Origin of the sequence: Pedobacter sp. UBA5917 (assembly GCF_002432345.1) — a bacterium.
In the GTDB taxonomy this organism is placed as follows: domain Bacteria; phylum Bacteroidota; class Bacteroidia; order Sphingobacteriales; family Sphingobacteriaceae; genus Pedobacter.
Genome location: NZ_DJDT01000259.1, coordinates 1 through 23,896, shown reverse-complemented (window position 1 = coordinate 23,896; position 23,896 = coordinate 1). Strand labels below are relative to the sequence as shown.

The window sequence follows — 23,896 nt, the reverse complement described above, 5'->3', positions numbered from 1 at the left end:
AACTTATTATGAAGAAAATTTTACTCGCCATTGGGCTGGTAATTTCTACTACATTTCTGTTTGCACAGCAAACCACCTTCCCGGTTAATGGCTCTTTTGATACCCGGCCCGGATTGTTTGCCTTCACCAATGCAACAATAGTAGTTAATGCCAATCAAACCCTTACAAACGCAACACTTTTAATTAAAGGACAAACCATACAGGGCGTTGGTGCCGGCTTGGCTGTACCAAAAGGTTACGTAGTGATAGACCTTAAAGGAAAATTTATCTACCCATCGTTAATTGATGCTTTTACCAGCTATGGACTTACCGAAGGCCCAGCACAGCAACGCGGTTTTGGCGGTCAGCGACAATCTATTTTCGTATCGACCAAAAAAGGTGCTTACGGTTGGAACGAATCAATCAGACCTGAAACTTATGTGAAAAACATTTTTTCTGCCGACAGCAAAAAAGCAGACGAACTGCGTAAAGTAGGTTTCGGAAGTGTAAATGTGATCAGCCGTGATGGTATTGCCCGTGGTGTTTCTGCCGCGGTAACTTTAAACGAAGGCGCTGATAACAGTGTGATCTTAAAAGACCAGACGGCAGCAAACTACTCGTTCAATAAAGGAACATCATCAAACGATTATCCTACTTCGTTAATGGGATCGATTGCCTTATTGCGTCAGACTTACTACGATGCGCAATGGTACGGCAAGCAAAAAGACGAGTATAATATCTCGCTTGATGAGTTTGGCAAACAACAAGCTATCCCACAGATTTTTGAGGTAGATGGATGGCAGAACATCCTGCGTGCAGATAAAATCGGTAAAGAATTCGGCAAGAAATACATCATCAAATCAACAGGCGATGAGTACCAGCGCATCAACGAAGTTAAAGCGACAGGTGCAAGCTTGATTATTCCTTTAACTTTCCCTAAAGCTTACGATGTGGAAGATCCCGCTGAAGCAAGGAATGTAAGTTTATCGCAGATGAAAGGCTGGGAACTGGCACCAACCAATCCGGCAAGTTTGGAAAAAGCAGGAATTAAATTTGCTTTAACGGCTTTCGGATTAGAGAACAGCCGCGATTTCTGGACAAACATCCGCACAGCAATTGAAAATGGTTTAACAGAAAAACAGGCTTTACAATCGGTTACCGAAATCCCTGCCTCTCTTTTGGGTATCAGCGATAAAGTAGGATCACTGGAAAAAGGAAAAGTTGCCAACTTTTTGATCTCATCTGATAACCTCTTCAAAAACGGAAATATTATTTTTGAAAACTGGGTACAGGGCAAACGTTTTGTGGTAAACAAAATTGATGTAAGCGATGTACGTGGAAACTACAACTTAAATGTTGACGGCGTTGGTGCTTTAACCTTAAAAATTACCGGAACCGGTGGTGGGTCAACCGCTGCGATTGAAAGAGTTGGCGTTGATAGTGTAAAAACTACCGCCACTTTTACCCGCAATGGCGATTGGATCAGCATTAATTTCAATTTAAAGAAAAACCCTAAAGGCGATGTCCGTTTAAGCGGTTACATTACTTCGGCAAATCCGGTTACGGTTAAAGGCGAATCGGCTTTGGCTGATGGTAGCACCGGAAAATTTACAGCTACATACAAAGAAGCTGCAAAAGAAACACCTAAAAAAGACGAACCTAAAGCTACTTTAGCGCTTGGCCCGGTAATTTATCCTTTTTCTGCTTTCGGTAGCACCGAATTGCCTAAACAGGAAACTGTGCTGATTAAAAATGGTACCGTTTGGACAAATGAGAAAGAAGGCATTCTACAAAACGCCGATGTACTTTTAGAAAACGGAAAGATCAAAGCTGTTGGTAAAAATCTTTCAGCAAGTGGTGCCAAAGTGATCGATGCTACAGGCAAACACATTACCGCCGGTATTATTGATGAGCACTCGCACATTGCTGGTGCCGGTGGTATTAACGAAGGTGCACAATCGGTTTCTGCCGAGGTACGTGTTGCAGATATCATCAACTCTGAAGATGTAAATATTTATCGCCAGCTGGCCGGTGGAGTTACCACTTCGCATATTTTACACGGTTCGGCAAATCCTATCGGAGGTCAATCACAACTGATCAAATTACGCTGGGGCAAATCGCCCGAAGAGTTGAAATTTGTTGGTGCGGATGGTTTTATCAAATTCGCATTGGGCGAAAACGTTAAGCAGAGTAACTTTGGTACAGGCGCCCGTTTCCCGGTTACTCGTATGGGGGTTGAACAAACTTTTGTTGATGAATTTACCCGCGCAAAAGAATACGAAAAAGCATTATCGGTAAAAGGAAACAGTGTACGTAAAGACCTTGAACTGGATGCGATTGTAGAAATTTTGAACAATAAACGTTTCATTACCTGCCACTCCTATGTGCAGAGTGAAATCAACATGCTTATCCATGTGGGCGATAGCTTAGGCTTTAAGATCAATACTTTTACGCACATTTTAGAAGGTTATAAAGTGGCCGATAAAATGAAAGCGCATGGTATTGCAGGTTCTACTTTCTCTGATTGGTGGGCTTATAAAAACGAAGTTGCCGAGGCGATCCCTTACAACGGAAAAATTATGCACAACGTGGGTATTACCACTGCTTTCAACTCAGATGATGCCGAAATGGCCCGTCACTTAAACCAGGAAGCCGGAAAATCGGTTTTATATGGTAACGTTCCGGAAGAGGATGCCTTGAAATTTGTAACGCTTAACCCGGCTGTAATGCTGCATATTGATGATAAAGTGGGCAGTTTAAAAGCTGGTAAGGATGCCGATGTAGTAATCTGGACTGCCAATCCGCTTTCTATCTACGCAAGGGCCGAAAAAACCTTTGTTGATGGTGTAGCTTACTGGGATATTGATAAAGATGCACAGGTAATCAAAGCACAACAGATAGAAAAAGCCCGTTTGATCCAAAAAATGTTAGAGAGCAAAAGCAAAGGTGGCCGCACGCAACGCCCTATGGGTGATGCACCGCGTTTATACAATTGCGAAACTTTAGAAAACTATTCAGCAGAATTAAACGAGAAAGAACATGCACACTAAAAGATATATATTAAGCTTGGCTCTATCGGCAACAAGCCTGATGTGTTTTGCGCAGGCAAACATTTCGCCAGCTAAAAAACAGAGCAAAACCATCGCCATTACAGGTGCAACGGTACATGTGGGCAATGGAACAGTAATCGAAAACGGCACCATCCTTTTCGGCAACGGAAAAATCATTTCGGTTACGGCCAACGGGCAGGTACCGCAGGATGATGTAGTGCGTATTGTAGCCACAGGTAAGCACATTTACCCGGGTTTTATTGCTGCAACAACCAATTTGGGTTTAACAGAAATTGAAGCCGTAAAAGCAACATTGGATTTTCAGGAAATCGGCGATTTTAATTCGCACATCCGTTCTATTGTAGCTTACAATACTGATTCGAAAGTTCCGGCTACTTTGCGTAGCAATGGTGTGTTAATGGCACAGCCTACACCACAGGGTGGTACGGTTTCTGGCAGTTCATCAGTAGTTCAGCTCGATGCCTGGAACTGGGAAGATGCAGCAATTAAAACCGACGATGCTATGCACGTTACCTGGCCGGTTACGCCACGTTTCAGGGGTGGTTTCGGAGGTTTTGGCCGTCCACAGCAATCGCCTGAGGCTTTGGCCGAAAGAACACAGGCTGCCATTGCACAGTTAACCTCTTTCTTTGCTGAGGCTAAAGCTTATTCAGAAATCAGTAAACCAGAAGTAATCAATACCCGTTTCGAAGCAATGAAAAAGGTATTTGCGGGTAATGAAAAACTATTTATTGCCGCTGATAGTCAGAAAGATATTGTTGCGGCCGTTAATTTCGCCAAGAAATTCGGTATTACACCGGTAATTACGGGTGCCGATGAAGCTTACCTGGTAATCGATTTCCTTAAAGACAACAACATTACCTTGGTGGTGAAACAGCCCCATGCTTTACCGAACAACAACGATGATGATGTAAATATGCCTTATAAAAATGCCGCAGTGTTGGCCAATGCGGGTTTAAATGTGGTATTGAGCATTGATGGTTACTGGCAACAGCGCAACCTGCCTTTTATGGCGGGTACAGTTACGGCCTGGGGTTTGGATAAGGAAAAAGCTTTATCAACCATTACCTTAAATGCGGCAAAAGCCATGGGCGTTGATAAAACCACGGGCAGTATCGAAACCGGTAAAGATGCTACTTTCTTTATCTCAGCTGGTGATGCGCTGGATATGCGTACCAACAAAGTAGAACAGGCTTTTATTCAGGGCAGGGATATTAATCTGGATAACTTACATAAACAGCTTGATAAAAAATTCAGCGATAAGTATAGTGCGGAAAAGAAGTAACTTCTGTGTGGTTAATCGGTTAATTGTTTGAATCGGTTAACTGAGAATATCAAAGTGTTCAATTGTTAGATTGCTGCATTGCAAACTGCCAATTGCTAACCGAAAACTGTGTATATGGTTAATTGTTAAGGCTTAAAATTAGAACGGTCGATATTAGTTTATCGGCCGTTTTTTGTTGATAGAGAAGTTAAGGTAAATAACTCCCCCTACGTCGTCATTTCGAGCGAAGTGCAACGCAGCCGAGAAATCTAACTGGGGAGATATTTCTAAATAGATCTCTCCATTCCACTGTGTTCCAGTCGAGATGACGCTGCTTTTATGAGCCTTTTTATGGAGCCTAAGTCCTTAATTTATCGATTTCCCAAAGGGAGTGAAAGCCAAATTCATCAGCTTAAAATGCTGGCGGCCAAATGGTATCCCGATAATGGTAATGCAGAGCAGGATACCAAAGAACAAATGGGTTAGGGCAATCCAGAAACCGCCACAGAAAATCCAGATCAGGTTCATGATGGTAGAAAGGCAACCTGTGTTCGATGAGGTATCGGTTATTTTAACACCAAAAGGTGCAAGGCCAACAATGGCAAATTTAAAACATTGTATACCAAAAGGAATACCTACAATGGTTAGGCAAAGGATCAGGCCTCCGATAATGTACTCGAAAAAAATAAAGATTCCGCCAAAAATAATCCAGATGATATTGCCTAAAAAGTTCATGTTGTTTTTTAAGGTTAAGATTTAATTTAAAAGTATTTGTTACATGCTCAGTCATCTATTTCATTATTCATCGGGATCTGGTAATCCAGTTTACGGGTTTTGAAAAACGCTTTTAACTTTTGCCAGGTATTGATACTTAAACTATCAGAAAGTTTAATATCATCAGAGGTAACAAAGTGTTTGCAATCAAAACAGATGTCGAAAAAAGAACAGTTATTTCCTTTATAAATCAATATACCATGATGGGGCATAAAGCATTTACCTTTTTCGAATGTTTCACCGATTTTAAGTGGGGTAATCAGGATACTTGCCAGTATATCGATGTCTTTTCTGCCAAGTTTTAATTGCTGTTTTATAATTTTTCCGTTCAATTTCCCATTCTCGATCAAGCGTGCGGAATAATCACCTTTGTTTCTGATTGGAGAATAAGTTAGGGTATGGCTCACAATTATTACTGAATCAGCAGCCATAAATGTTTGGTAAACTTTATTGCGTTGTTTTTGTGCGAAGCCGATGTTGCAGCACAACAGGGAAATAATGATGAGTAGGAGGGAGCGTTTTCTCATAATACCAATTAATTCTTTTTTATGGGTACAATCTTAAAAGTATAAATCATTCTCCGTAATTTAGAATTACACACAAAAGAAACACAATATGAAAAAATTAATTCTTGCAGCGGCATTCGCCGTATGCTTTGGGCTGTTTAGTGCCAAAGCCCAAAATGTTAACGGTTTTAAACTGAGCGATATTAAAGTAGAATACATCGAAGTTAAACCTGTTTACAATGGCAGTGATACTTATATTGCCAGAATAGATTATGGACAAAAGTTTAAACGTTTAAAAGAACTGAACGTAAGGGATGATGATGGGAATGATTTACTCTTTAATTCACAGATGGATTGCCTGAATAAATTGAGAAACTATGGGTACGAACTTTTTAATACCTACACTGATCAGATTGATAAAGATGCCACAAGACCTGTTTATGTGCTGAAAAGAAAGTAAAGAATAACTTCTTTAAAATCATCGTCATCTCGAGCGGAGTGTAACTTGTACCGGTTTTACATCGGTAGCGAAGTCGAGAGAGCTATCTAAGATAGTTTCTCATGTAGATCTCTCCACTCCGCCATGCTCCGGTCGAGATGACGAACCTTTCTATATAAAATCAAGTGTATTAAATTTCTTGTTCAGGATATCGGCATTGTTTACATCCAGCCATTTATCGAGGATGGTACCATAAACCTGCCTGAAATCCAATTGGTATTTTAAATCTCCTGTATCTAAATCACTTAGGTTAGGTGCTGCATTAAAAATGCCCTGTTTTTTGAGTTTTCCGCCAAAAACAAACATATTATTTGCCGTTCCATGGTCGGTTCCGTTACTTGCATTCTGTTCAACCCTTCGGCCAAATTCGGAGAAGGTGATTACTAAGGTATCATCCAGTTTATTGTTTGTTTTTAAATCTTTTAAGAACGCCGCCATACCTTCGCCGTATTGTTTTAACAAATTTCCCTGCTGACCGATCTGGTTAACATGGGTATCGAAGCCGCTTAACGAAACGTAATAAACCCTGGTTTTTAAGCCAGAAGAAATGAATTTTGAAACCGTTTTTAACTGGTTGGCAAAACCCGAGTTAGGATAAGTTGATTTTGATTGATAAATTTTTGATGTATTCTGAATATAATTGGCCGAAGAAGATGTTTCGATCATGGTTTTATACAGATAACCCAAATTATCTTCGTCTAAATGCTCTTTATCATTCTGCAGCATGGCTTTAAAAAACGGATCGTTGGTGTTGCGATATAAAGCGCCCGGATCTTTTAATGCGATACCCTTTTTAGTTTGTCCTTTCATCGCTAAAGAAAGCGAATCATCAACCTCAATCGCGGTATAGGGGAATTTGCAGGTTTGGCAGTTGCTGTCTAAATAACGCCCAATCCAGCCCGTAGAAAGAAATTGATTGCTATCGCTACCTGTTTGCCAGATATCCATCGAACGGAAATGCGATCGATCCGGATTAGGATAGCCCACATCGTTAATAATGGTCATCCAGCCCTGATCGTGTATCTCCTGCAGCGCAGCCATATTCGGATTTAAGCCCTGCATATCGTTCAGTTTGATTACTTCTTCGGGTTTAATGGCTATGCTTTTCCTTTTTTGGTAATAAATATCATTTCCGAAAGGAATAACCGTATTTAATCCATCATTTCCGCCCGAAAGCTGTACCACAACGAGGTTTTTATATAAACTCAACTCATCAAGCGCCATGGCCTCCAACGGCTTCATAAAAGCGGGAACAAATAGGGATCCTGCCGCAACAAATCCTGTATTTCTTAAAAAATTTCTTCTGTTCATTTTGTTACTTTTTTGGTTCACTGGTTGACTTGGTCATTGGTTCATGGTTCATAGTTTTTTGGTTGATGGTTCATGGCCATGATGTTTAGGTTAATAGTTCATGGTTTTTTGGTTGATGGACTGGGTTTTAGCCAATCGGCTATCAACCATGAGCTACTAAACCATCAACCTCAATTTGCTTAATTTTATTTCACTGATCAGCTATCAACCATGAGCCATCAAACTATCAACCATATAACTTAAATACTCAATTAATCTGCCCTAGTTAGCACAACTGATACTCTGGCATACTCGTAATCTCTACCGCCGTACTCCGTAATCCTTTATTGTCGCTAACCATTGTTGTAATTTTATCGTTTAACTTCGGTTGCAATAAAAACTCCGTCAGTGCAAGTGGCGTTAATCCTTTTGGTAAAGTACCCAAAAATTTAGGCCAATCGGCATTTGCGTTAACGTACGACTTGGGTTTACTGTTGGCATTCGCATTGGTGGTTGCCACCCTGCTTAATGCAATTACAGCTTCATCTTCCGGATCGGCCTTGCCACTAAAATCGATTTCCCCATCGTTTAAAACCAGCGATGGAATGCGCATCCGGAGCATTAAGGATGAACTATCGATCCAGCTTTGTCCACCCGGCCAGCCCGCTACGTTTGGTGGATTAAATAGATACTGGCCTAAGCTACTTTGTAACTGGATTAAAACCTGTGGTTTGTTATAGGTAACATAAAACTCGCGACTTAAACCGACTAAAAATTCGGCAGGTGATTTAATTTTGGTGCCTACATTTTCAGGGCTGTAAAACCAGTCTGATGTAAACATTTTTTTCATCATCGAGGCGATATCGTATTTCGAATTGTAAAAATGCGTAGCTAACTCTTTAACGTGATCTTCATTTGGATTATCGTTCACAAAGAACTTATACACTTTGCGGGCGATAAACTGCGAAGTTTCGGGTTTTTCGAGAATGATATCGATGATGTTTTCGCCTTCAAAGTTTCCGATTTTTCCGAAAAAGGTTTTCGTTCCGGTATCGTGAAGGTTCTGCCTGAAAATAAAAGAGCCATCTTTATCGTACATCCAGCCCGTAAACGAACGGGCAGATTCTTTAATGTCCTGTTCTGTATAATTTCCCCTGCCCAGGGTAAAAAGCTCCATCAGCTCGCGTGCGAAATTCTCGTTCGGTTTGCCCTTCCTGTTCTGCTGGTTGTTGAGGTATTGCAACATGGCTGGCGATTTGGAAACCTCAACCAATAAAGTTTTAAAGCTGCCCAGGGCATTGGTGCGTTGGATGTTATTTAGCTGCTGAGCGAAAAAAGGATTGTTGCTGCGGCAGGCAAAATGTCCATGCCAAAAGAGGGTCATTTTCTCCCTCAACGGCGCAGCGGTATTGATCATCTGGTTAACGAAAGCAATGTTGAGGTCGCGGCTTACTTCATTCTGCTCGCGTACAATCTGCTGTCGCATTTTCTTTTCCTCATCGGTCAGGTCTTTTTTTGCATAAAGTCCTGCCTGCACCAAAAGCTGCCTTTTCGATTCAAAATCGTTTACTAATTTGATGGGATCGTCTTTTTGGGAGTCTTTTAGCAGCGTATCAACCACTTTATTAAGGTTTTTTCTACTTAATTTTTCCAATTCGGCATACGAAATGCCGAAGCCGGCCCGGTTATAAAGATGTTTAACTTTTAAGAAATTATCTTTTGCATTCATGGTGGACGATTTTAACAGTATGACTTATTTAAAACGCAAGGGTTTAATCTTTGTTTTCTTTCTTATTTTCGCCTATGTTTTTTCAACTGTTAGATGATCACCCCGGTTTTCCTGATCCGGCTTTGGCCGAAGAGGACGGTTTGTTGGCTGTTGGGGGAGATTTGAGCATGGAAAGACTGTTAATTGCTTATTCTAACGGGATATTTCCATGGTTTAGCGAAGGAGAACCTATTTTATGGTACTCGCCCCATGAGCGATGCGTGATTTATCCAGGCAAAATCAAGATCAGTAAAAGCATGCAGAAGACTTTGAAACAGGAGGTTTTTAAAATCACTTTTAACAAGTCTTTTGCAGAAGTGATCCGGAACTGTGCAACAACTGAAAGGAAGGAGCAGGATGGAACCTGGATTACCAACGAGATGCAACAAGCATATATCAACCTCCACGAACAGGGGTATGCCCATAGTGTAGAAGTTTGGCTGGAAGAGCGATTGGTTGGTGGTTTGTACGGACTAAAAGTTAACCGCGTGTTCTGTGGCGAAAGCATGTTCAGCCATGTAAGCAATGCCTCTAAAGCTGCCCTCATCTTTTTAAGTAAAATGAATATCGATTTAATCGACTGCCAGTTACCGAACGATCATTTAATGAGTTTGGGCGCAGAAATGATCAGCCGTGAAGTGTATATGGAAATATTACGGCGAGATTAATGCCACCGTGCTTAGTTTGTTATTTGAAATTCTTAAGGATTAGTTTTGAACCCGCGAAGCTAACGCGATCGTCATGCTGAATTTATTTCAGCATCTTTCCTGCAATATAGACCCTGAAATAAATCCGATAGCTATCGGATCAGGGTGACGGCTATGAGTTAAAAATGTTTATGGAAGACCTTTAAAGATATATTATTTACAAATATCAGGCTAAATGGCAAAACCTGCGTTTCTATTATCGGCTAATTGCCTAATCTGTGCCCGATGGTTTTTATGTTAAATAATTTATCCATTAAATCCTGAATCCTCATTGCGTTTTCAATTCGCCAAAATTAGGTTATAAAACAAAACCTGCAAGTTTTTGGCCTGCAGGTTCCTTATTATTTGTTTTATTAAGGCGATAAAATCGCCATTCTCGTCGATCCTCGTTACAAACGAGGATCATGTTATTGCTTGAAATTATAATTCCCTTACCCAAATGTTCCTAAAACTAATTGCCGGACTCGGGTCGCCGTGATCCTGCAATTTAATTGAAGCCGGACCATGTTTTTTATATTCAGGGGCACCGATATAACGGGTTTCGCCTTTTAATACATAACCGTTCTGTAAAAGCACACCATTTAAAAAAAGGGTTACGCTTGCCGGTTTTTGTACTGTACCATCTTCATTAAAGCGGGGTGCATTCCAGATGATATCATAATATTGCCATTCGCCCGGTTTTTTGTTGGCATTTGCCAGTGGAATAGCTTGTTTATAAACACTTCCGGTTTGTCCGTTAACGTAGGTTTTATTGTTATAGGCATCCATAATCTGGATTTCGTAGCCATCATCGCCACCTCCGGTTGAAGCTAAAAACACTCCACTGTTACCGCGTGCCTGACCTTCGCCCGAAATGTTTTCAGGAATTTTCCACTCCATGTGTAACTGGTAATCGGTAAATTTTTTATTGGTCTCGATATTTCCGGTACCTTTTTTTACGGTAAAAAAGCCATCGTCGATTGTCCAGGCAGCAGGTTTAGATGGATCTTTAACCGAATGCCATGCATCTAAATTACGGCCGTTAAAAAGAACGATCGCATCAGAAGGTGCATCCTGGGGCAATTTACCTGGTGTAACAATTTTAGGTACAGGCGACCAAACCTCGGTTGTTTTTGGGTCTTTGGCAGGATCTGGTTTTTTATCTTGTGCCATAGCTTGCCCTGCAAATAAAACAGGAATAAATAATAGTGTGTACTTGTTCATAATTGTGGTTTAACTTTTTAAAGTTAACCAGTTTATTAAGAAATGGAAATTTAGTATTTAAAATATTACCCCAAATCGTCAACAACATAGGTTTCACTTATAATCACTTCATCAGGGGCAATGTCTTCCCGGCGTTGTTCTGCCAGATCGCGCATTGGGCAATAACCGGTAATGCCACGGTATAGTAAACCTGTACCGATTGCCGCACCTGTTAAACCGATAACGGGATGCGAAAAAATGCTGGTAATGCCTTTAAATAGTAAATATGTGCCGGTAACGCCTGATAACCAACGTTCGGATTTGGAAACATTTTCGAATAACTCAGGATATTTCCAGGCCTCTTTAACGTTATTTACTGCGGTATTAAAATCTTGATTTGTCATGATGGTAGTATTAATGTTCTACTGTATAACAAGTGAAGAGGGAATGAGTTTTGAAAAGAAGTTTAAAATGGTAAAAGGTCGTTGTTGGTAGCGAAGTTTTCTCCCATAACGTCATTTCGAGCGGCCCGATAGCTATCGGGTGCAACGCAGCTGAGAACCCGAAGGCTCTACGGAGTAAAATCTGCCTCGAAGTAATCATTCCAGCGAATCGTCATGCTGAACTCGTTTCAGCATCTTTTTTGTGATTAAGACCCTGAAATAAATTCAGGGTGACGAACGCGTGAGATTTACATCAAATTAAACTTATTTGTAGGCGTTATGCTAACAAATGAACTAATGACTAATGAGCCAATTGCCTTTGGCGATTTTAATTCAATATATCCCTGATATCCTCTTTACTCAACGATTTAAAGAAACTTTCTTCTGTGGTGATCAATGAGTTGGCCAAAGATTTTTTCCGGTTCTGTAATGCAAGGATTTTCTCTTCAACGGTATCTTTTGCGATGAATTTATAGATGAAAACCTTTTTATCCTGACCGATACGGTGTGTCCTGTCAATGGCCTGTTGTTCTACAGCTGGGTTCCACCATGGGTCGAGGATGAAAACATAATCGGCCTGTGTGAGGTTTAAACCCACGCCTCCAGCTTTTATCGAGATGAGGAAAACCTTTAAATCGGTATTCTGCTGGAATTCGGAAACAATTTCGCCACGGTTACGGGTGGCGCCATCCAGGTAAGCGAAAGGAATATTTTCGGCCTCAAAATGTTTCTTAAAGATATCGAGGTGTTTTACAAACTGCGAAAATACCAGAACCTTATGCCCGCCCTTAAGTACATTGTCTAAAGTGTGGATTACATTTTCAAATTTGCCCGAATCGGAAATATATTCACCATCGATCATCACAGGGTGATTGGCCAATTGGCGTAGTGCCGTTAAACCCTGCAATAATTGAACCTGCTTTTGCGCAAAAGTTCCATCATCCATGCTCTGCAGCAGGTCGTTACGATAGGCTGATTTTGTTTTTTCGTAGTAAGCAGCCTGATCCTCGCTCATATCGCAATAAATTACCTGCTCCGTTTTAGGCGGTAATTCAGCAGCTACCTGCTCTTTTGTTCTGCGGAGTACAAAAGGTTTGATGATGGATTGCAGTTTCCGTGCTTTTTCTTCATCTTTTTTCTTCTCTATGGCCTGCACATATTCTTCGTAGAAAAATGCCTGCGTACCCAATAAACCCGGGTTAAGGAAAGTTAACTGCGACCATAAATCGCTTACCGAATTTTCTACAGGTGTACCGCTCAAAATCAATTTATGTTTAGATTTTAAGCTTCTAACGGCTTTGAACGATTTTGAAGAAGGGTTTTTAATGTTCTGACTTTCGTCCAGAATAATATAATTGAAATAAAAATTCTTCAGTTCATCTACATCAACCCTGGTTACACCGTACGTGGTTATGACAATGTCGTAATTGGCGAAATTGGCCACATCCTTATTCCGGTTGGTACCTGTATGTGCCAATATTTTAAGCTTTGGCGTAAATTTTTTGGCTTCTGTTAACCAGTTATAAATTAACGATGTTGGCATGATGATCAATGAAGTAGTCTGCGTTCCGAGCAGTTGATCTTCTTCTTTCACCTTTTGCAGCATAGCCAGCGTTTGGATGGTTTTACCCAAACCCATATCATCGGCTAAACAACCGCCAAAGTTATATTCGCGTAAAAAGCTGAACCAGTTATAGCCTGCTTTTTGGTAATCGCGTAAACTGCCCTTAAAATGCACAGGCATCTGCGTATCGGCAATATCTTCGAAATCCGAAAGGCGCTGAAGCTTGCGTTCGAGCGTAACATTTGCCAAACTATCTTCGGCCAGATCGTTAATTAAACCGATGTGGTGTTTCTTTAATTTAAGCGTTTGTCCGGCCTCTGCCAAACTGAAAAGACTGCCGTACTGGGTAAACCATTTATCGGGGATAATGGCTACTTCGCCATCTGGCAATAAAAATTCGCGCTTTTTATGTAAAATATGCTGTTTTAAAGATAGGAAAGGGATCTGGTATTTTCCGAACCATACCACGGCATGGATATCGAACCAATCGTTCCCTTCTTTAACTTCGAGGTCGATTTTACTGGCACCGAGTACAAATTTTTTCTGACCGGTAGCCTGTTCAATTTCAAAACCCGATGACTCTAAAAGCTCGATATGTTCGTTTACCCAGTTAATTGCTGCGTAACTCGGGTTCTCGTCGGCAGCAATCACTTCGAGGTTGCTGAATAAAGAACTGGTTTTTTTAAGTCCCAGCGATAATAACAGGTTAAACTGTTTTTTCTCCCAGTCTGCCGAGCGTTTAATCCGGTGGAAAATATAGTTGTCGGCCGTTTTTTCTAAACGTACGGTAACTTTATGCGCATTCTCGACCGGAAAAGTATATTCGCCGTATTTAAAGTACAACTGGATCTGCGATAGTCCGCCATCTACATATAAAACCTTAATCACCGGTTTGGCCTCAAACTGTTCCGTCCTGATTTCAAACCCCTCTGCATAAACATGGTGTTTCTCGATCAATGGTGCTACAAACTTTTCAAAATAAGTAGCTTCGGTAGTTTTTGGTATGGCAATAAAACGTTTATTTAAAAAGGGTTGTAATTTTTTGCCTTCAATATCCTGATCAAAAAAGTACAATACATCATTCAGTAATAACCAGGCAGGTTTGTTACTGATGATTTGTGCTTCTTTGAACATAAATTCGATGCGCAGGTTCTGGTATTTGATGGTTGGGAAATACCTCGTTTCGGTTTCATTCCTCCGGAAATGGAAAAGGATAGACGCAGGCTCGCCGGCAAGTTCGATTTTACGCTCAACCGGCCAGCCATCTTTGTCCATTACGTAAAGCTCGTTTTTAACCTTTAAAAGTTCTAAAGCTTCGGCGAGTTTCTTCTCTATTTTCGGACGTACATTCTCATAGAATTTATCGTCGAAAATTTTGGTGAAAAACTCGGTTGGCCTGATTAATTTCTTATAATACTTCTTAATCAGCGAGTCCTGTTCAATGTCGTCTAAAATTTTGATCAGCTTATAATCGATATCGTTTAAGCAGGCCTTAAATTCTTCGGCAGTGTGGGTGAAAATCCTTTGGTAGGTAAAAGAAAAATCGCCCTGCGGATTGAGTTGAACTACATGCGGTTCAATTAGATAACCCAAATACTCATGTTTGCACAAAGAGTATACAATTTTGCAGGCTTTAGAACTATCGACACGTAACATTGATGGATATAAAATTTTTATAAGCTAAGCGCTTAAAAAACTTTAAACTTACAATATTTTAGGAATACATCAAAAAAACTGATGGCTTTTGAAATAAAAAATATAGATAATTTTTATCTATAACGGAAATTGCGTTGAAATGCAATAGGTAATGGGAAGATATTACTGCCGGTAATAAAATACTTCTTGTATAGGATCGGTAATTTGCGTATTAATTTATGTTTTTGGGTATTAACTAGGAAAGGAATGGGAGTGAGCCAAAGAAAATGGTTTGGGTTTTAAACATCTATCGTTGCACTCAGGATGACAGGCTATAAAATCCTCCGTGTTAATCTGTGTTTCCCCGCCTGAATTATCGGGCAGGCGTGGCAAAAAGCCTAGGCGATAGTTTGTGGTGACACAAACCATGGGACACAACTATGAAATCAAAAAAGGCATCCTGAAAATCAGAATGCCTTTAAAATTGACTGTAAATGATAATGTTATTTCCAGCCGCCGCCCAATGCACGGTATAGGTTAACAACAGCCTGTAATTTCTGTAGCCTATCGTTAATACCGCTTAACTGTGCGCTTAACAAACTTTGCTCTGATGTTAATACATCAGTATAGTTTGTGGCCGAGCTGTAACGTAATAACTCTTTTGTAAAATCAACCGCTTTGGTTAACGAAGCAATCTGTTTTGTTCTTGTTTCTTCTTTTTCTGTAGCCGTTTGGTAAGCATATAAAGCATTAGATACTTCCTGTCCACCGGTTAAAAGGGTTTGCTGGAAATTATAAAAAGCGATCTGCTGATTAGCCTCAGCTGTTTTTAAACGTGCTTTATTGGCTCCTTTCGCAAAAATAGGCTGTGTTAAGCCACCAACCAGGTTATAGAAGATAGATTTACCGAAGAAATCGCTCAATTGCAGACTCGATAAACCACCTGCTGCGGTAATGGTTAAAGCAGGGTAGAAATAAGCTTTAGCAACATTAGTGTTTTCGAAAGCCGACCTAAAACCAAACTCTGCCGCTATTACATCCGGACGGTTTTTTAACAACTGTGCAGAAACACCGGTCTGTAAATTGGCATAAGGTGTTTGCTGATCAAGCGAGGTACGGTTAATCGCATTTGGCGCTTTTGCAACCAGTACGCTCAACGCATTTTCGGCCTCTTTAATGCTTCTTTTTAAATCAGGCAGGGTAACCTGTGCGGCATATAAATTGGCCTCACTTTGTACAACTGCTGCGCCATTAACCACGGCTCCCTGTTTTAATTCACGCATGGTTTCCACATCCTTTGTACGTACCTTAATGGTTTCCTCAGTGATGGCCAGTTGTTTATCAAGCGCCAATAAAGTATAATAATTATTGGCAATGGTTGCAATTAACTGTGTTTGTACCGCTCTTTTTGCTGCATCACTCTGCAACAAAGTAGCGTAGGCGCCGCGTTTTGCGCTGGTTAATTTTCCCCAGATATCGGCTTCCCAACTGGTGCTTAATTGCGCTTTATAAGTTTGGGTTTCTAAATTGATGTTGATTCCGGCCGGAAAATTCTGTGCTGCCGCCGAAGCTTTATTATCGGTTACGTTAACATCAGCCTGTAAGCTTGGCAATAATGCACCACGGCTCTGTATCAAGGTCGCTTCTGCAATTTTGATGCGCTCAATGGCCTGTTTCAGGTCTAGATTTTGATTTATACCCTGTTGGATCAACGATTGTAAAGTGGTATCAGAGAACAATGTTTTCCATTGCAGATCTGCCATCGTAGTGGTATCCGTTGTATTATTATCACGGTATAAACCCTCGCTTGTTACCTGTGGGCGTTCGTATTTTTTGGTTACGCAGGCACTCAGGGTAAGGATGGCTAAACCAATTAAAATGGAATGCTTATATCTAAAATTCATTTTCTTAATATTAATGTTCACGGCTAACCGCTAACTCATACTCTTCTTCTGTTTGCTCACGGTCTATACCTTCCTCAAAAGGAGATTTGTTACTTATTTTTTCCTGCAGGGTTTGGAAAACAATAAACAATGCAGGGATTACAAATACCCCGAAAATGGTACCGATCAACATCCCGCCTACAGCACCTGTACCAATTGAGGTATTACCTGCGGCACCAACACCTGATGATAACATTAAAGGCAATAAACCGAGGATAAAGGCGAACGAGGTCATCAAAATCGGACGTAAACGGGCAGTTGCACCATCAATGGCCGAATTAATAATACTCATGCCCTTCCGTCGCCTATCAACCGCATATTCTACAATCAGAATGGCATTTTTGGCGAGTAAACCCACCAACATAATCAGGGTAATCTGTGTATAAATGTTGTTATCCACGCCGAAAATTTTATCGAAAATGAATACGCCTGCTAAACCGATCGGCAGTGAAAATAATACGGCCAATGGTAAAATATAACTTTCGTACTGTGCAGAAAGCAGGAAGTACACAAAGATTACACACAGCAGGAAGATGAAAATGGTTTGACTGCCACTGCTTACTTCCTCACGTGATAAACCGGAGAACTCATAGCCATAACCTGTTGGCAGGTGGATGGCAGCTTCTTCCTGGATGGCCTTAATGGCATCGCCCGAACTATAACCCGCATTAGGGTTACCGGTAACCGCAATTGAAGTATATAAGTTGAAACGCGAAATTGCCTGTGGACCGTATACTTTTTCGAGCGTAATAAACTCCGAAATAGGCGCCATGGTTCCGCTGGCATTACGTACGTAAATACTGGTTAAACTCTGCTGATTGGCACGGTATTGGGCATCAGCCTGAAACATTACCCTATATTGCTTGCCAAATTTGTTAAAGTTAGAAGCATAAACGCCACCATAATAACCCTGTAGCACACCCAGCACATCACTAACAGTTAAACCGGCCTGTTTTACTTTGGCCACATTTACATCAATCTGGTATTGGGGGAAATTAGGGTTAAATGAGGTTGATGCGTACTGGATTTCAGGACGTTTGCTCAGTGCAGCTAAAAATCCGTTACCAACATCGTTGAATTTCTTGATGTCGCCACCGGTTTTATCCTGTAACTGGAATTCGAAACCACCACCGGTACCAAAACCCTGGATGGTTGGTGGCGCAAAGAAAATTACTTTAGCACCTTTAACGCTTGCTGCTTTTGCAAATAATTCGCCAATAATAGCTTTAACGTCGCGGCCTTTACGCTCATCCCATGGTTTAAGCCTGGCAATAACCATACCGTACGAACTGCCCGAACCACTGATTAAACTACGGCCAACAACCCTGAAAGTAGCCTCAACTTCGGGCACTTTACTTACAATATCATTGATTTTTACAATAATCTTATCGGTTTCCTCCTGCGAAGTAGATGGCGGCAATGAAATATCAGAGAAAACAGTACCCAAATCCTCATTTGGTACAAAACCTTTAGGCGTTGTATTCATAATCCAAACCAGTACCACAGCGAAAACTGCAATGCCTAAGCCTGCGAGCCACCTTTTTCTGCCCAAAAAGCCAACCGAACGTTTATATTTTTGTGTTACCGCATCAAATGAAGTATTGAAGGCCGTATAAAAACGCTGTAGGAAATTTTTGCTTTTCGCATGATCATCGGCATGTGGTTTTAAGAACATGGCACATAATGCCGGACTTAATGTTAATGCATTGATGGCCGATAAAATGATCGAGATGGCAAGTGTTAAACCAAACTGTTTATAAAACACCCCTGACGAACCCTGGATAAAACTTACCGGGATAAATACAGCAGCCATTACCAATGTGATGGAAATAATCGCACCGCTGATATCGTCCATGGCATCTTTTGTTGCCTTTTTAGGATCCGTATAACCGGCATCGAGCTTGGCATGCACCGCCTCAACCACTACAATGGCATCATCTACCACAATACCAATAGCCAGCACCAATGCAAACAATGTTAACAGGTTGATGGTGAAACCGAACAGGCTTAAGAAGAAGAAGGTACCTATAATCGCTACCGGAACACTAATTGCCGGTATTAAAGTTGAACGGAAATCCTGAAGGAAGATAAATACCACAAGGAATACCAGGATAAATGCTTCGATCAGGGTATGGATTACCTTTTCGATAGATGCATCCAGGAAGTTGTTTACGTTAACAACCGTTTCGTAATGTACACCTTTAGGGAAAGAAGTAGCAGCTTTATCCAATGTTTTGATGGAATTATCAATTACCTCTTTCGCGTTCGAACCCGCAGTTTGACTAATGGCAATACCTAAAGCGGGCTTACCATTAAATTTTACATAACTGGCATAACTCTGTGCGCCAAGTTCTATCCTGGCCACATCTTTTAAACGTAAAATCTGTCCGTTAGGATTGGCTTTGATAATGATGTTGCTAAACTCTGTTTCGGTTTTTAAACGGCCGCTATATTTTAAGGTATATTGGAAAGCCTGATTTCCCTGCTCGCCAAACTGGCCTGGGGCAGCCTCGATATTCTGCTCTGCAAGGGCCACGTTTACATCATTGGGAACAAGACCATAAACGGCCATAACATCTGGTTTAAGCCAGATCCTCATGGTATAATCCAATGTACCAAATGCACTTGCATCACCCACACCATTAATCCTTTTAATTTCCGGGATGATGTTGATGTTTGCATAGTTTTGTAAAAACTTTTGATCGTACGATGGATCATCACTGTAAATAGCAAAAATAAGGAGGTTACTCGCCTGTCTTTTCGCAGTAATTACACCCGAACGGGTTACCTCTGCAGGTAATAAACTGGTTGCCCTGGCCACACGGTTCTGTACGTTAACTGCTGCTAAATCGGGGTTTGTACCCAGTTTAAAGTTAACGGTAATGGTTGCGGTACCATCGTTACTGGCGGTAGAAGTCATGTAGGTCATGTCTTCCACACCATTTATCTGTTCCTCCAAGGGAACAACAACGCTACTCATTACCACATCGGCATTTGCACCCTGGTAAGAGGCCGATACCTGAACGGTTGGCGGCGCTATCTCCGGATACTGCGAGATGGGTAGGGTTACAAGGCCTAATACACCTAATATTACAATTATAATGGATATAACTGTCGATAAAACGGGCCTATCTATAAATTTCTTGAACATAATTAATATTGGTTACACCGAAGTAGTGTGATTGCACTGATTATATTGTTATTTTTTTATTTCAGCATACACTGAATCGGCGTTTTTTACATCAGGTTTTATTTTTGTACCGTCTTTTAACGATTGAAAACCTTCTAAAATAACTTTATCGCCTGTTTTAAGCCCTTTGGTAACCACATAGAAGTTGCCTTTAGCTAATTCCATTACCTCGATCTGGGTATTGATTACTTTGGCCGAATCGCCCAAGATGTAAACGAATTTTTTGCCCTGTAAATCGATGGTTGATTTTTGCGGAACCAAGATGGCGTTCTCAACATGTTGTGGAATCCTTACTGAAGCACTCGCGCCATTTTTCAATAAAGAAATCGGGTTGGGGAAGGTAGCCCTTAAACTTGCAGAACCTGTACTGGTATTGATCTGGCCATTGATGGATTCGATTTTACCGTTCTGTGCATAAATGGTTCCGTCAGCCAATACGAGGCTTACTGCAGGGATATTTTTCATCTGCTGTGCCAGTGTATTTCCTTTATAAGTGTTAGAAAAATCTAAAAGCTGTTTCTCGTTTAACGAGAAGTAAGCATAAACTTTCGAGGTATTGGAAACGGTAGTTAATGGTTCGGTGCTCGAACTGCTTACCAAACTTCCGTTACGGAAAGGGATGCTGCCAACTACACCATCTACCGGACTTTTAACCGAAGTATAACCCAGGTTTACCTGTGCGTTTACCAGTTCGGCCCTTGCCTGTGCCAATGCGGCTTTTCTGCTCTGAAGCGTTAATTGTGCTGCATCGAGATCGTATTTACTGATGATATCCTTATCTACCAGTGGTTTGGTTTTGTTAACGGTTAACTGAGCCGCATTAACATCAGCCTCGGCACTGCTGATTGCTGCCTTTGCTGTTCTAACCTGCTGTTCGTACTGTGGCGCATTGATGGTGAAAAGTAACTGGCCCTTTTTAACCACCGCACCCTCATCTACAAAGATTTTTTCGATAAAACCGTCAACCTTTGGGCGGATATCGATGTTCTGGATACCTTCGATAGTGGCCGGGTAATCAGAATCTAAAGTGGTGTTTTGGGTTGATACGGTAAAAACAGGGTAAGGCTGTGGACCAGCTGCTGCTGCAGCGGCAGCTTTTTTAGCTGCATCGTTATTTCCGCAGGATGCTAAAAGCATACCAATGCTCACGCTAAAAAAGAGAGTTGTTACTTTTCTCATGGGTTATTTCTGTGTGTATAAATTTAAATTTCCGGAATTAAGGGCGTCGTCAAAATGTGGGTCTTCAATTTCCGCCATTAACCGCCCAAAAATAGAGCCTAAAAAAAAATAAATCTGTCCAAATTCTGTCATTTAATCAATCGATTGATTTATTTTGGGGTGAAAAAGACCATATCTCTACTCTAAAATACTGTTTTAAAGTATATTAAACTAATATAGTTGTTATTAAATGATCTGTAAATATCTTGCGACAGATGTTAAAAGCTTGTTAAAATTAATTGCAATGAAGCTTTTTTACCTTTGGTGGTGCGAGTAATTTTGTTCAGGCTAAAATGACGCGCTGTATAAGTTATTGTCCAGTATATACCTAAGAATTAGGGCTATTTATCAATGTTTTTTAAAATGACTTTAATATCTTTCAGATTGTAGCTTTTAAAATAATCAAGGTCTAAAACGGGGTTATATTCTTTTGGTATCGATTTTAAGTTTTCAGACCACTTATTTCTTAAACGGGAATAGGCCTGACTGTTAGATTTTACAAAGGAAATGTGGAGTGTATCGTTTATGTTGGGATAAATATATTCTATGGTATCTACATTTATTCCGTTCCATCTAAATTTATATAAAGACGCAAGTCCAGGATGACCGTAAGTAATACCTCTGATTACTTTTTCTTTTGGAAAGAAAGTAGGATTTACAAGCTCAATCTCTTTGCTAAAAGTTTCGTCGTTTTTAGAAAGATACAGATCAAAAATATTTCTCCTGCAGCAACCGGATAAAGGATACCAGTTTATGGAGAGATCTTTTAACCCATCATTATTTACATCTTCTATTAAATAACCGGGATGTGAATCGGTCATTAAGATTTTGTCGATCAATTGTGTAAAACCGGTATCCCTTACCGCATAAACATTTATTTTTGTGTAAAGCTTTGACGAACTTACGATTAATAAATTTTTATACTTTCTGGAAAATAGGTTTCCAAACTTAAGTTCTACATCAACTTTATTGTTTAAATTCTCATTTCCGATAGAAAAATTCTTTCTAAAATTTTCTTTTTTAGAGGCTTTGGCAATACTTAATGCTTTTTTTAGCGCGTTTTGAAAAATAGAATCTGTTTTTTTAATGGTAGCGTCTGTTTTTGCTTTCGGTTGAGTGTTTATCTTACTGCTTTCGAAATGTTTGGCATGTTTTTTCTGTTTGCAAGATATGCAGCACATTACACAGATGAAAAGAAAGGCTAAGCGCATTACAAAAATAGAATTTAATAAATGTATAGATCTGGTTAGCCCCGCGGCTAATATTGTTTTTAATGGCATTATTAAAGGCTGCGCCGTTTCGAAAACCTGTGGGGATTAAATGCAATAACTTCGCGTTAGGGATTGTAAGGGTTCAGTACCGATCTTTCATCGGTACCGGAGCGCAGCGCAGCCCTGAAAAGCCCGCCCCCTGGGGAACGCCCAAATCATTAGCAGCTTTTAGCACTAATTATAATTTGAAAAGAAGTTAATCAACTTCTCCTTCAAAAACCAGTTTGGCCGGACCGCACAAAAACACATTGGTAAATGCGTTGCCATCGTAATCGAATTCTATTTTAATGTCGCCGCCCAAAACTTTAATGTCGGTTTTAATATGACCGGTTTGGTTTTTATGTTTTGCCATGGCCATGGCTACTGCGGTTACTCCGGTACCACAGGCATAGGTTTCATCTTCAACGCCACGCTCGTAGGTACGCACAAATAAATGATCGCCTTTATCCTCCACAAAATTTACATTGATGCCTTTTGCCGCATAAGTTGAATTGTAACGGATGCTTTTTCCTTCGTTAAAAACATCAAAATCTTTTAAACCGCTTTGTAGGGCAACATAGTGTGGCGATCCTGTATTAAGCACATAGGCTTCACCATCATTGGTGATATTATCTACATCAATCATCTGTAGATCAATCCATTCGCCGTTTTCTGAAATTCTGGCATAGTGCGGTCCATCAACTGCCAAAAAGTTGGTTTCGCGATCTATAATACCGAGCTGCTTGGCAAAGGCCACAATACATCTGCCACCGTTACCGCACATACTGCCCAGTTTGCCATCGGCGTTGAAATAATGCATTTCAAAATCGTAATCCTCGTGTTTGGTAAGGAACATTAATCCATCGGCACCAATACCAAATCTTCTGTGGCATAACTGCTCAACCAATTGATTGTCAATATTTTTTAACGGACCTGTAGTATGGTCTATCAGAATAAAATCGTTCCCCGCGCCCTGGTATTTATAGAAATTAATTTTCATGAAAGCTTCATTTTTTAATGCAATATTTGAGTTGCAAAAGGTAATAAGCGGATTGTGTTTTTTAATTTAACATTTTTTAACACAAAACTAAGTGCTTTGAAGATACAAATATCGTTTATATGGTATTAAATTTGAATAAACTTACGAAAGAAAATTTGAGCAGATAAAAACTGCCGGAGCATTCTGCTTAAATCAAAGTGAATAAACGCTCCCGCAAAATAAATTAACAAATGGATGTTATAAGCTAACCCAAACAATTAGCTAGCAAATGGCTTATAATATTTCGTGGCTTAAAAAAACAATATATAAACACATGAAAAAGATATTAGGAATTACCGTGTTGGCTGCTTTTATAGGTGGGGCAGCAGCAATTGGCGGTTACAAGCTATTTGAGCGTAACCAAAATGGCAGTACCATTACTGAAAAACAGAATTTGTACTTTGCCAATAATCCATTAAAAGTAACATCGGCAGGTGCTACAGATTTTACCCAGGCTGCGGCGGCAGTTGCACCGGGGGTGGTCCATATTAAAACAACTTATGCGGCATCAAAAGGCCAGGGTTCTTCTTCTCCATTTGATATGATGGAAGATTTCTTCGGCGGCGGTGGCCGC

Annotated in this window: 16 protein-coding genes and 1 pseudogene; 5 read left to right on the top strand and 12 right to left on the bottom strand. The window is 40.4% G+C overall.

The window, feature by feature from the left end; genetic code table 11:
- Window positions 1–8: 8 nt before the first annotated feature.
- On the top strand, window positions 9–3,029 hold the full coding sequence (locus B2V92_RS17240) for an amidohydrolase family protein (RefSeq protein ID WP_293310424.1): 3,021 nt from the start codon (window positions 9–11) through the stop codon (window positions 3,027–3,029).
- Window positions 3,019–4,335 carry an amidohydrolase family protein gene (locus tag B2V92_RS17235; protein ID WP_293310422.1) on the top strand — a complete coding sequence of 439 codons (1,317 nt, stop codon included), beginning with the start codon at window positions 3,019–3,021 and terminating at the stop codon, window positions 4,333–4,335. The genes B2V92_RS17240 and B2V92_RS17235 overlap by 11 nt, the downstream gene beginning before the upstream one ends.
- Window positions 4,336–4,680: 345 nt before the next feature.
- Here B2V92_RS17235 and B2V92_RS17230 read toward each other — a convergent pair whose 3' ends face one another.
- The gene (locus tag B2V92_RS17230; RefSeq protein ID WP_293310420.1) at window positions 4,681–5,049 is read right to left on the bottom strand and encodes a YccF domain-containing protein; all 369 of its coding nucleotides are present in this window, start codon (window positions 5,047–5,049) and stop codon (window positions 4,681–4,683) included.
- 47 nt (window positions 5,050–5,096) lie between these two features.
- Window positions 5,097–5,615, bottom strand: a complete 519-nt coding sequence (locus B2V92_RS17225) for a hypothetical protein (protein WP_293310418.1) — start codon at window positions 5,613–5,615, stop codon at window positions 5,097–5,099.
- Window positions 5,616–5,703: 88 nt separating this feature from the next.
- Here B2V92_RS17225 and B2V92_RS17220 point away from each other — a divergent pair, with 88 nt between their 5' ends.
- Window positions 5,704–6,054 (top strand): hypothetical protein, encoded by a 351-nt coding sequence (locus B2V92_RS17220; protein ID WP_293310416.1) that lies wholly within the window; start codon window positions 5,704–5,706, stop codon window positions 6,052–6,054.
- Between the two features lie 150 nt (window positions 6,055–6,204).
- Here the strand turns inward: B2V92_RS17220 and B2V92_RS17215 are convergent, their stop codons facing one another.
- A complete protein-coding gene (locus tag B2V92_RS17215) occupies window positions 6,205–7,404 on the bottom strand; it encodes a DUF1501 domain-containing protein (protein ID WP_293310414.1) in 1,200 nt (399 codons plus the stop codon).
- Between the two features lie 265 nt (window positions 7,405–7,669).
- Entirely contained in the window at window positions 7,670–9,112 is a 1,443-nt protein-coding gene (locus B2V92_RS17210) for a DUF1800 domain-containing protein (RefSeq protein WP_293310412.1), read from the bottom strand.
- A gap of 74 nt (window positions 9,113–9,186) precedes the next feature.
- Between B2V92_RS17210 and aat the strand changes: the two genes are divergently transcribed.
- Window positions 9,187–9,819: a leucyl/phenylalanyl-tRNA--protein transferase gene (aat, locus tag B2V92_RS17205; RefSeq protein WP_293310410.1), complete on the top strand. Its 633-nt coding sequence runs from the start codon at window positions 9,187–9,189 to the stop codon at window positions 9,817–9,819.
- A gap of 459 nt (window positions 9,820–10,278) precedes the next feature.
- On the opposite strand, the gene B2V92_RS17200 is transcribed toward aat, so the two are convergent.
- From B2V92_RS17200 to dapF, 8 genes are all read right to left on the bottom strand, one after another.
- A complete protein-coding gene (locus B2V92_RS17200) occupies window positions 10,279–11,061 on the bottom strand; it encodes a 3-keto-disaccharide hydrolase (protein WP_293310408.1) in 783 nt (260 codons plus the stop codon).
- Between the two features lie 65 nt (window positions 11,062–11,126).
- Window positions 11,127–11,444 carry a YgaP family membrane protein gene (locus B2V92_RS17195; protein WP_293310406.1) on the bottom strand — a complete coding sequence of 106 codons (318 nt, stop codon included), beginning with the start codon at window positions 11,442–11,444 and terminating at the stop codon, window positions 11,127–11,129.
- Window positions 11,445–11,811: 367 nt separating this feature from the next.
- On the bottom strand, window positions 11,812–14,703 hold the full coding sequence (locus B2V92_RS17190) for a DEAD/DEAH box helicase (RefSeq protein ID WP_293310404.1): 2,892 nt from the start codon (window positions 14,701–14,703) through the stop codon (window positions 11,812–11,814).
- 482 nt (window positions 14,704–15,185) lie between these two features.
- Entirely contained in the window at window positions 15,186–16,586 is a 1,401-nt protein-coding gene (locus B2V92_RS17185) for an efflux transporter outer membrane subunit (RefSeq protein WP_293310402.1), read from the bottom strand.
- Window positions 16,587–16,596: 10 nt separating this feature from the next.
- The gene (locus B2V92_RS17180) at window positions 16,597–19,776 is read right to left on the bottom strand and encodes an efflux RND transporter permease subunit (protein WP_293310400.1); all 3,180 of its coding nucleotides are present in this window, start codon (window positions 19,774–19,776) and stop codon (window positions 16,597–16,599) included.
- Between the two features lie 48 nt (window positions 19,777–19,824).
- The gene (locus B2V92_RS17175) at window positions 19,825–20,994 is read right to left on the bottom strand and encodes an efflux RND transporter periplasmic adaptor subunit (RefSeq protein WP_293310398.1); all 1,170 of its coding nucleotides are present in this window, start codon (window positions 20,992–20,994) and stop codon (window positions 19,825–19,827) included.
- A 380-nt stretch (window positions 20,995–21,374) separates the two neighbouring features.
- On the bottom strand, window positions 21,375–22,244 hold the full coding sequence (locus B2V92_RS17170; protein ID WP_293310396.1) for a hypothetical protein: 870 nt from the start codon (window positions 22,242–22,244) through the stop codon (window positions 21,375–21,377).
- A 256-nt stretch (window positions 22,245–22,500) separates the two neighbouring features.
- The gene (gene dapF / locus B2V92_RS17165; protein ID WP_293310394.1) at window positions 22,501–23,283 is read right to left on the bottom strand and encodes a diaminopimelate epimerase; all 783 of its coding nucleotides are present in this window, start codon (window positions 23,281–23,283) and stop codon (window positions 22,501–22,503) included.
- Window positions 23,284–23,596: 313 nt separating this feature from the next.
- Here dapF and B2V92_RS17160 point away from each other — a divergent pair.
- Window positions 23,597–23,896: pseudogene (locus tag B2V92_RS17160) on the top strand (serine protease); the annotation flags it as partial.

Coding starts and splice junctions, on each gene's coding strand:
- dapF (WP_293310394.1), bottom strand. CDS start 23,283: ATGAAAATTAATTTCTATAAATACCAGGGCGCGGGGAACGATTTTATT.
- B2V92_RS17200 (WP_293310408.1), bottom strand. CDS start 11,061: ATGAACAAGTACACACTATTATTTATTCCTGTTTTATTTGCAGGGCAA.
- B2V92_RS17235 (WP_293310422.1), top strand. CDS start 3,019: ATGCACACTAAAAGATATATATTAAGCTTGGCTCTATCGGCAACAAGC.
- B2V92_RS17195 (WP_293310406.1), bottom strand. CDS start 11,444: ATGACAAATCAAGATTTTAATACCGCAGTAAATAACGTTAAAGAGGCC.
- B2V92_RS17180 (WP_293310400.1), bottom strand. CDS start 19,776: ATGTTCAAGAAATTTATAGATAGGCCCGTTTTATCGACAGTTATATCC.
- aat (WP_293310410.1), top strand. CDS start 9,187: ATGTTTTTTCAACTGTTAGATGATCACCCCGGTTTTCCTGATCCGGCT.
- B2V92_RS17220 (WP_293310416.1), top strand. CDS start 5,704: ATGAAAAAATTAATTCTTGCAGCGGCATTCGCCGTATGCTTTGGGCTG.
- B2V92_RS17240 (WP_293310424.1), top strand. CDS start 9: ATGAAGAAAATTTTACTCGCCATTGGGCTGGTAATTTCTACTACATTT.
- B2V92_RS17230 (WP_293310420.1), bottom strand. CDS start 5,049: ATGAACTTTTTAGGCAATATCATCTGGATTATTTTTGGCGGAATCTTT.
- B2V92_RS17185 (WP_293310402.1), bottom strand. CDS start 16,586: ATGAATTTTAGATATAAGCATTCCATTTTAATTGGTTTAGCCATCCTT.
- B2V92_RS17170 (WP_293310396.1), bottom strand. CDS start 22,244: ATGCGCTTAGCCTTTCTTTTCATCTGTGTAATGTGCTGCATATCTTGC.
- B2V92_RS17175 (WP_293310398.1), bottom strand. CDS start 20,994: ATGAGAAAAGTAACAACTCTCTTTTTTAGCGTGAGCATTGGTATGCTT.
- B2V92_RS17215 (WP_293310414.1), bottom strand. CDS start 7,404: ATGAACAGAAGAAATTTTTTAAGAAATACAGGATTTGTTGCGGCAGGA.
- B2V92_RS17210 (WP_293310412.1), bottom strand. CDS start 9,112: ATGAATGCAAAAGATAATTTCTTAAAAGTTAAACATCTTTATAACCGG.
- B2V92_RS17190 (WP_293310404.1), bottom strand. CDS start 14,703: ATGTTACGTGTCGATAGTTCTAAAGCCTGCAAAATTGTATACTCTTTG.
- B2V92_RS17225 (WP_293310418.1), bottom strand. CDS start 5,615: ATGAGAAAACGCTCCCTCCTACTCATCATTATTTCCCTGTTGTGCTGC.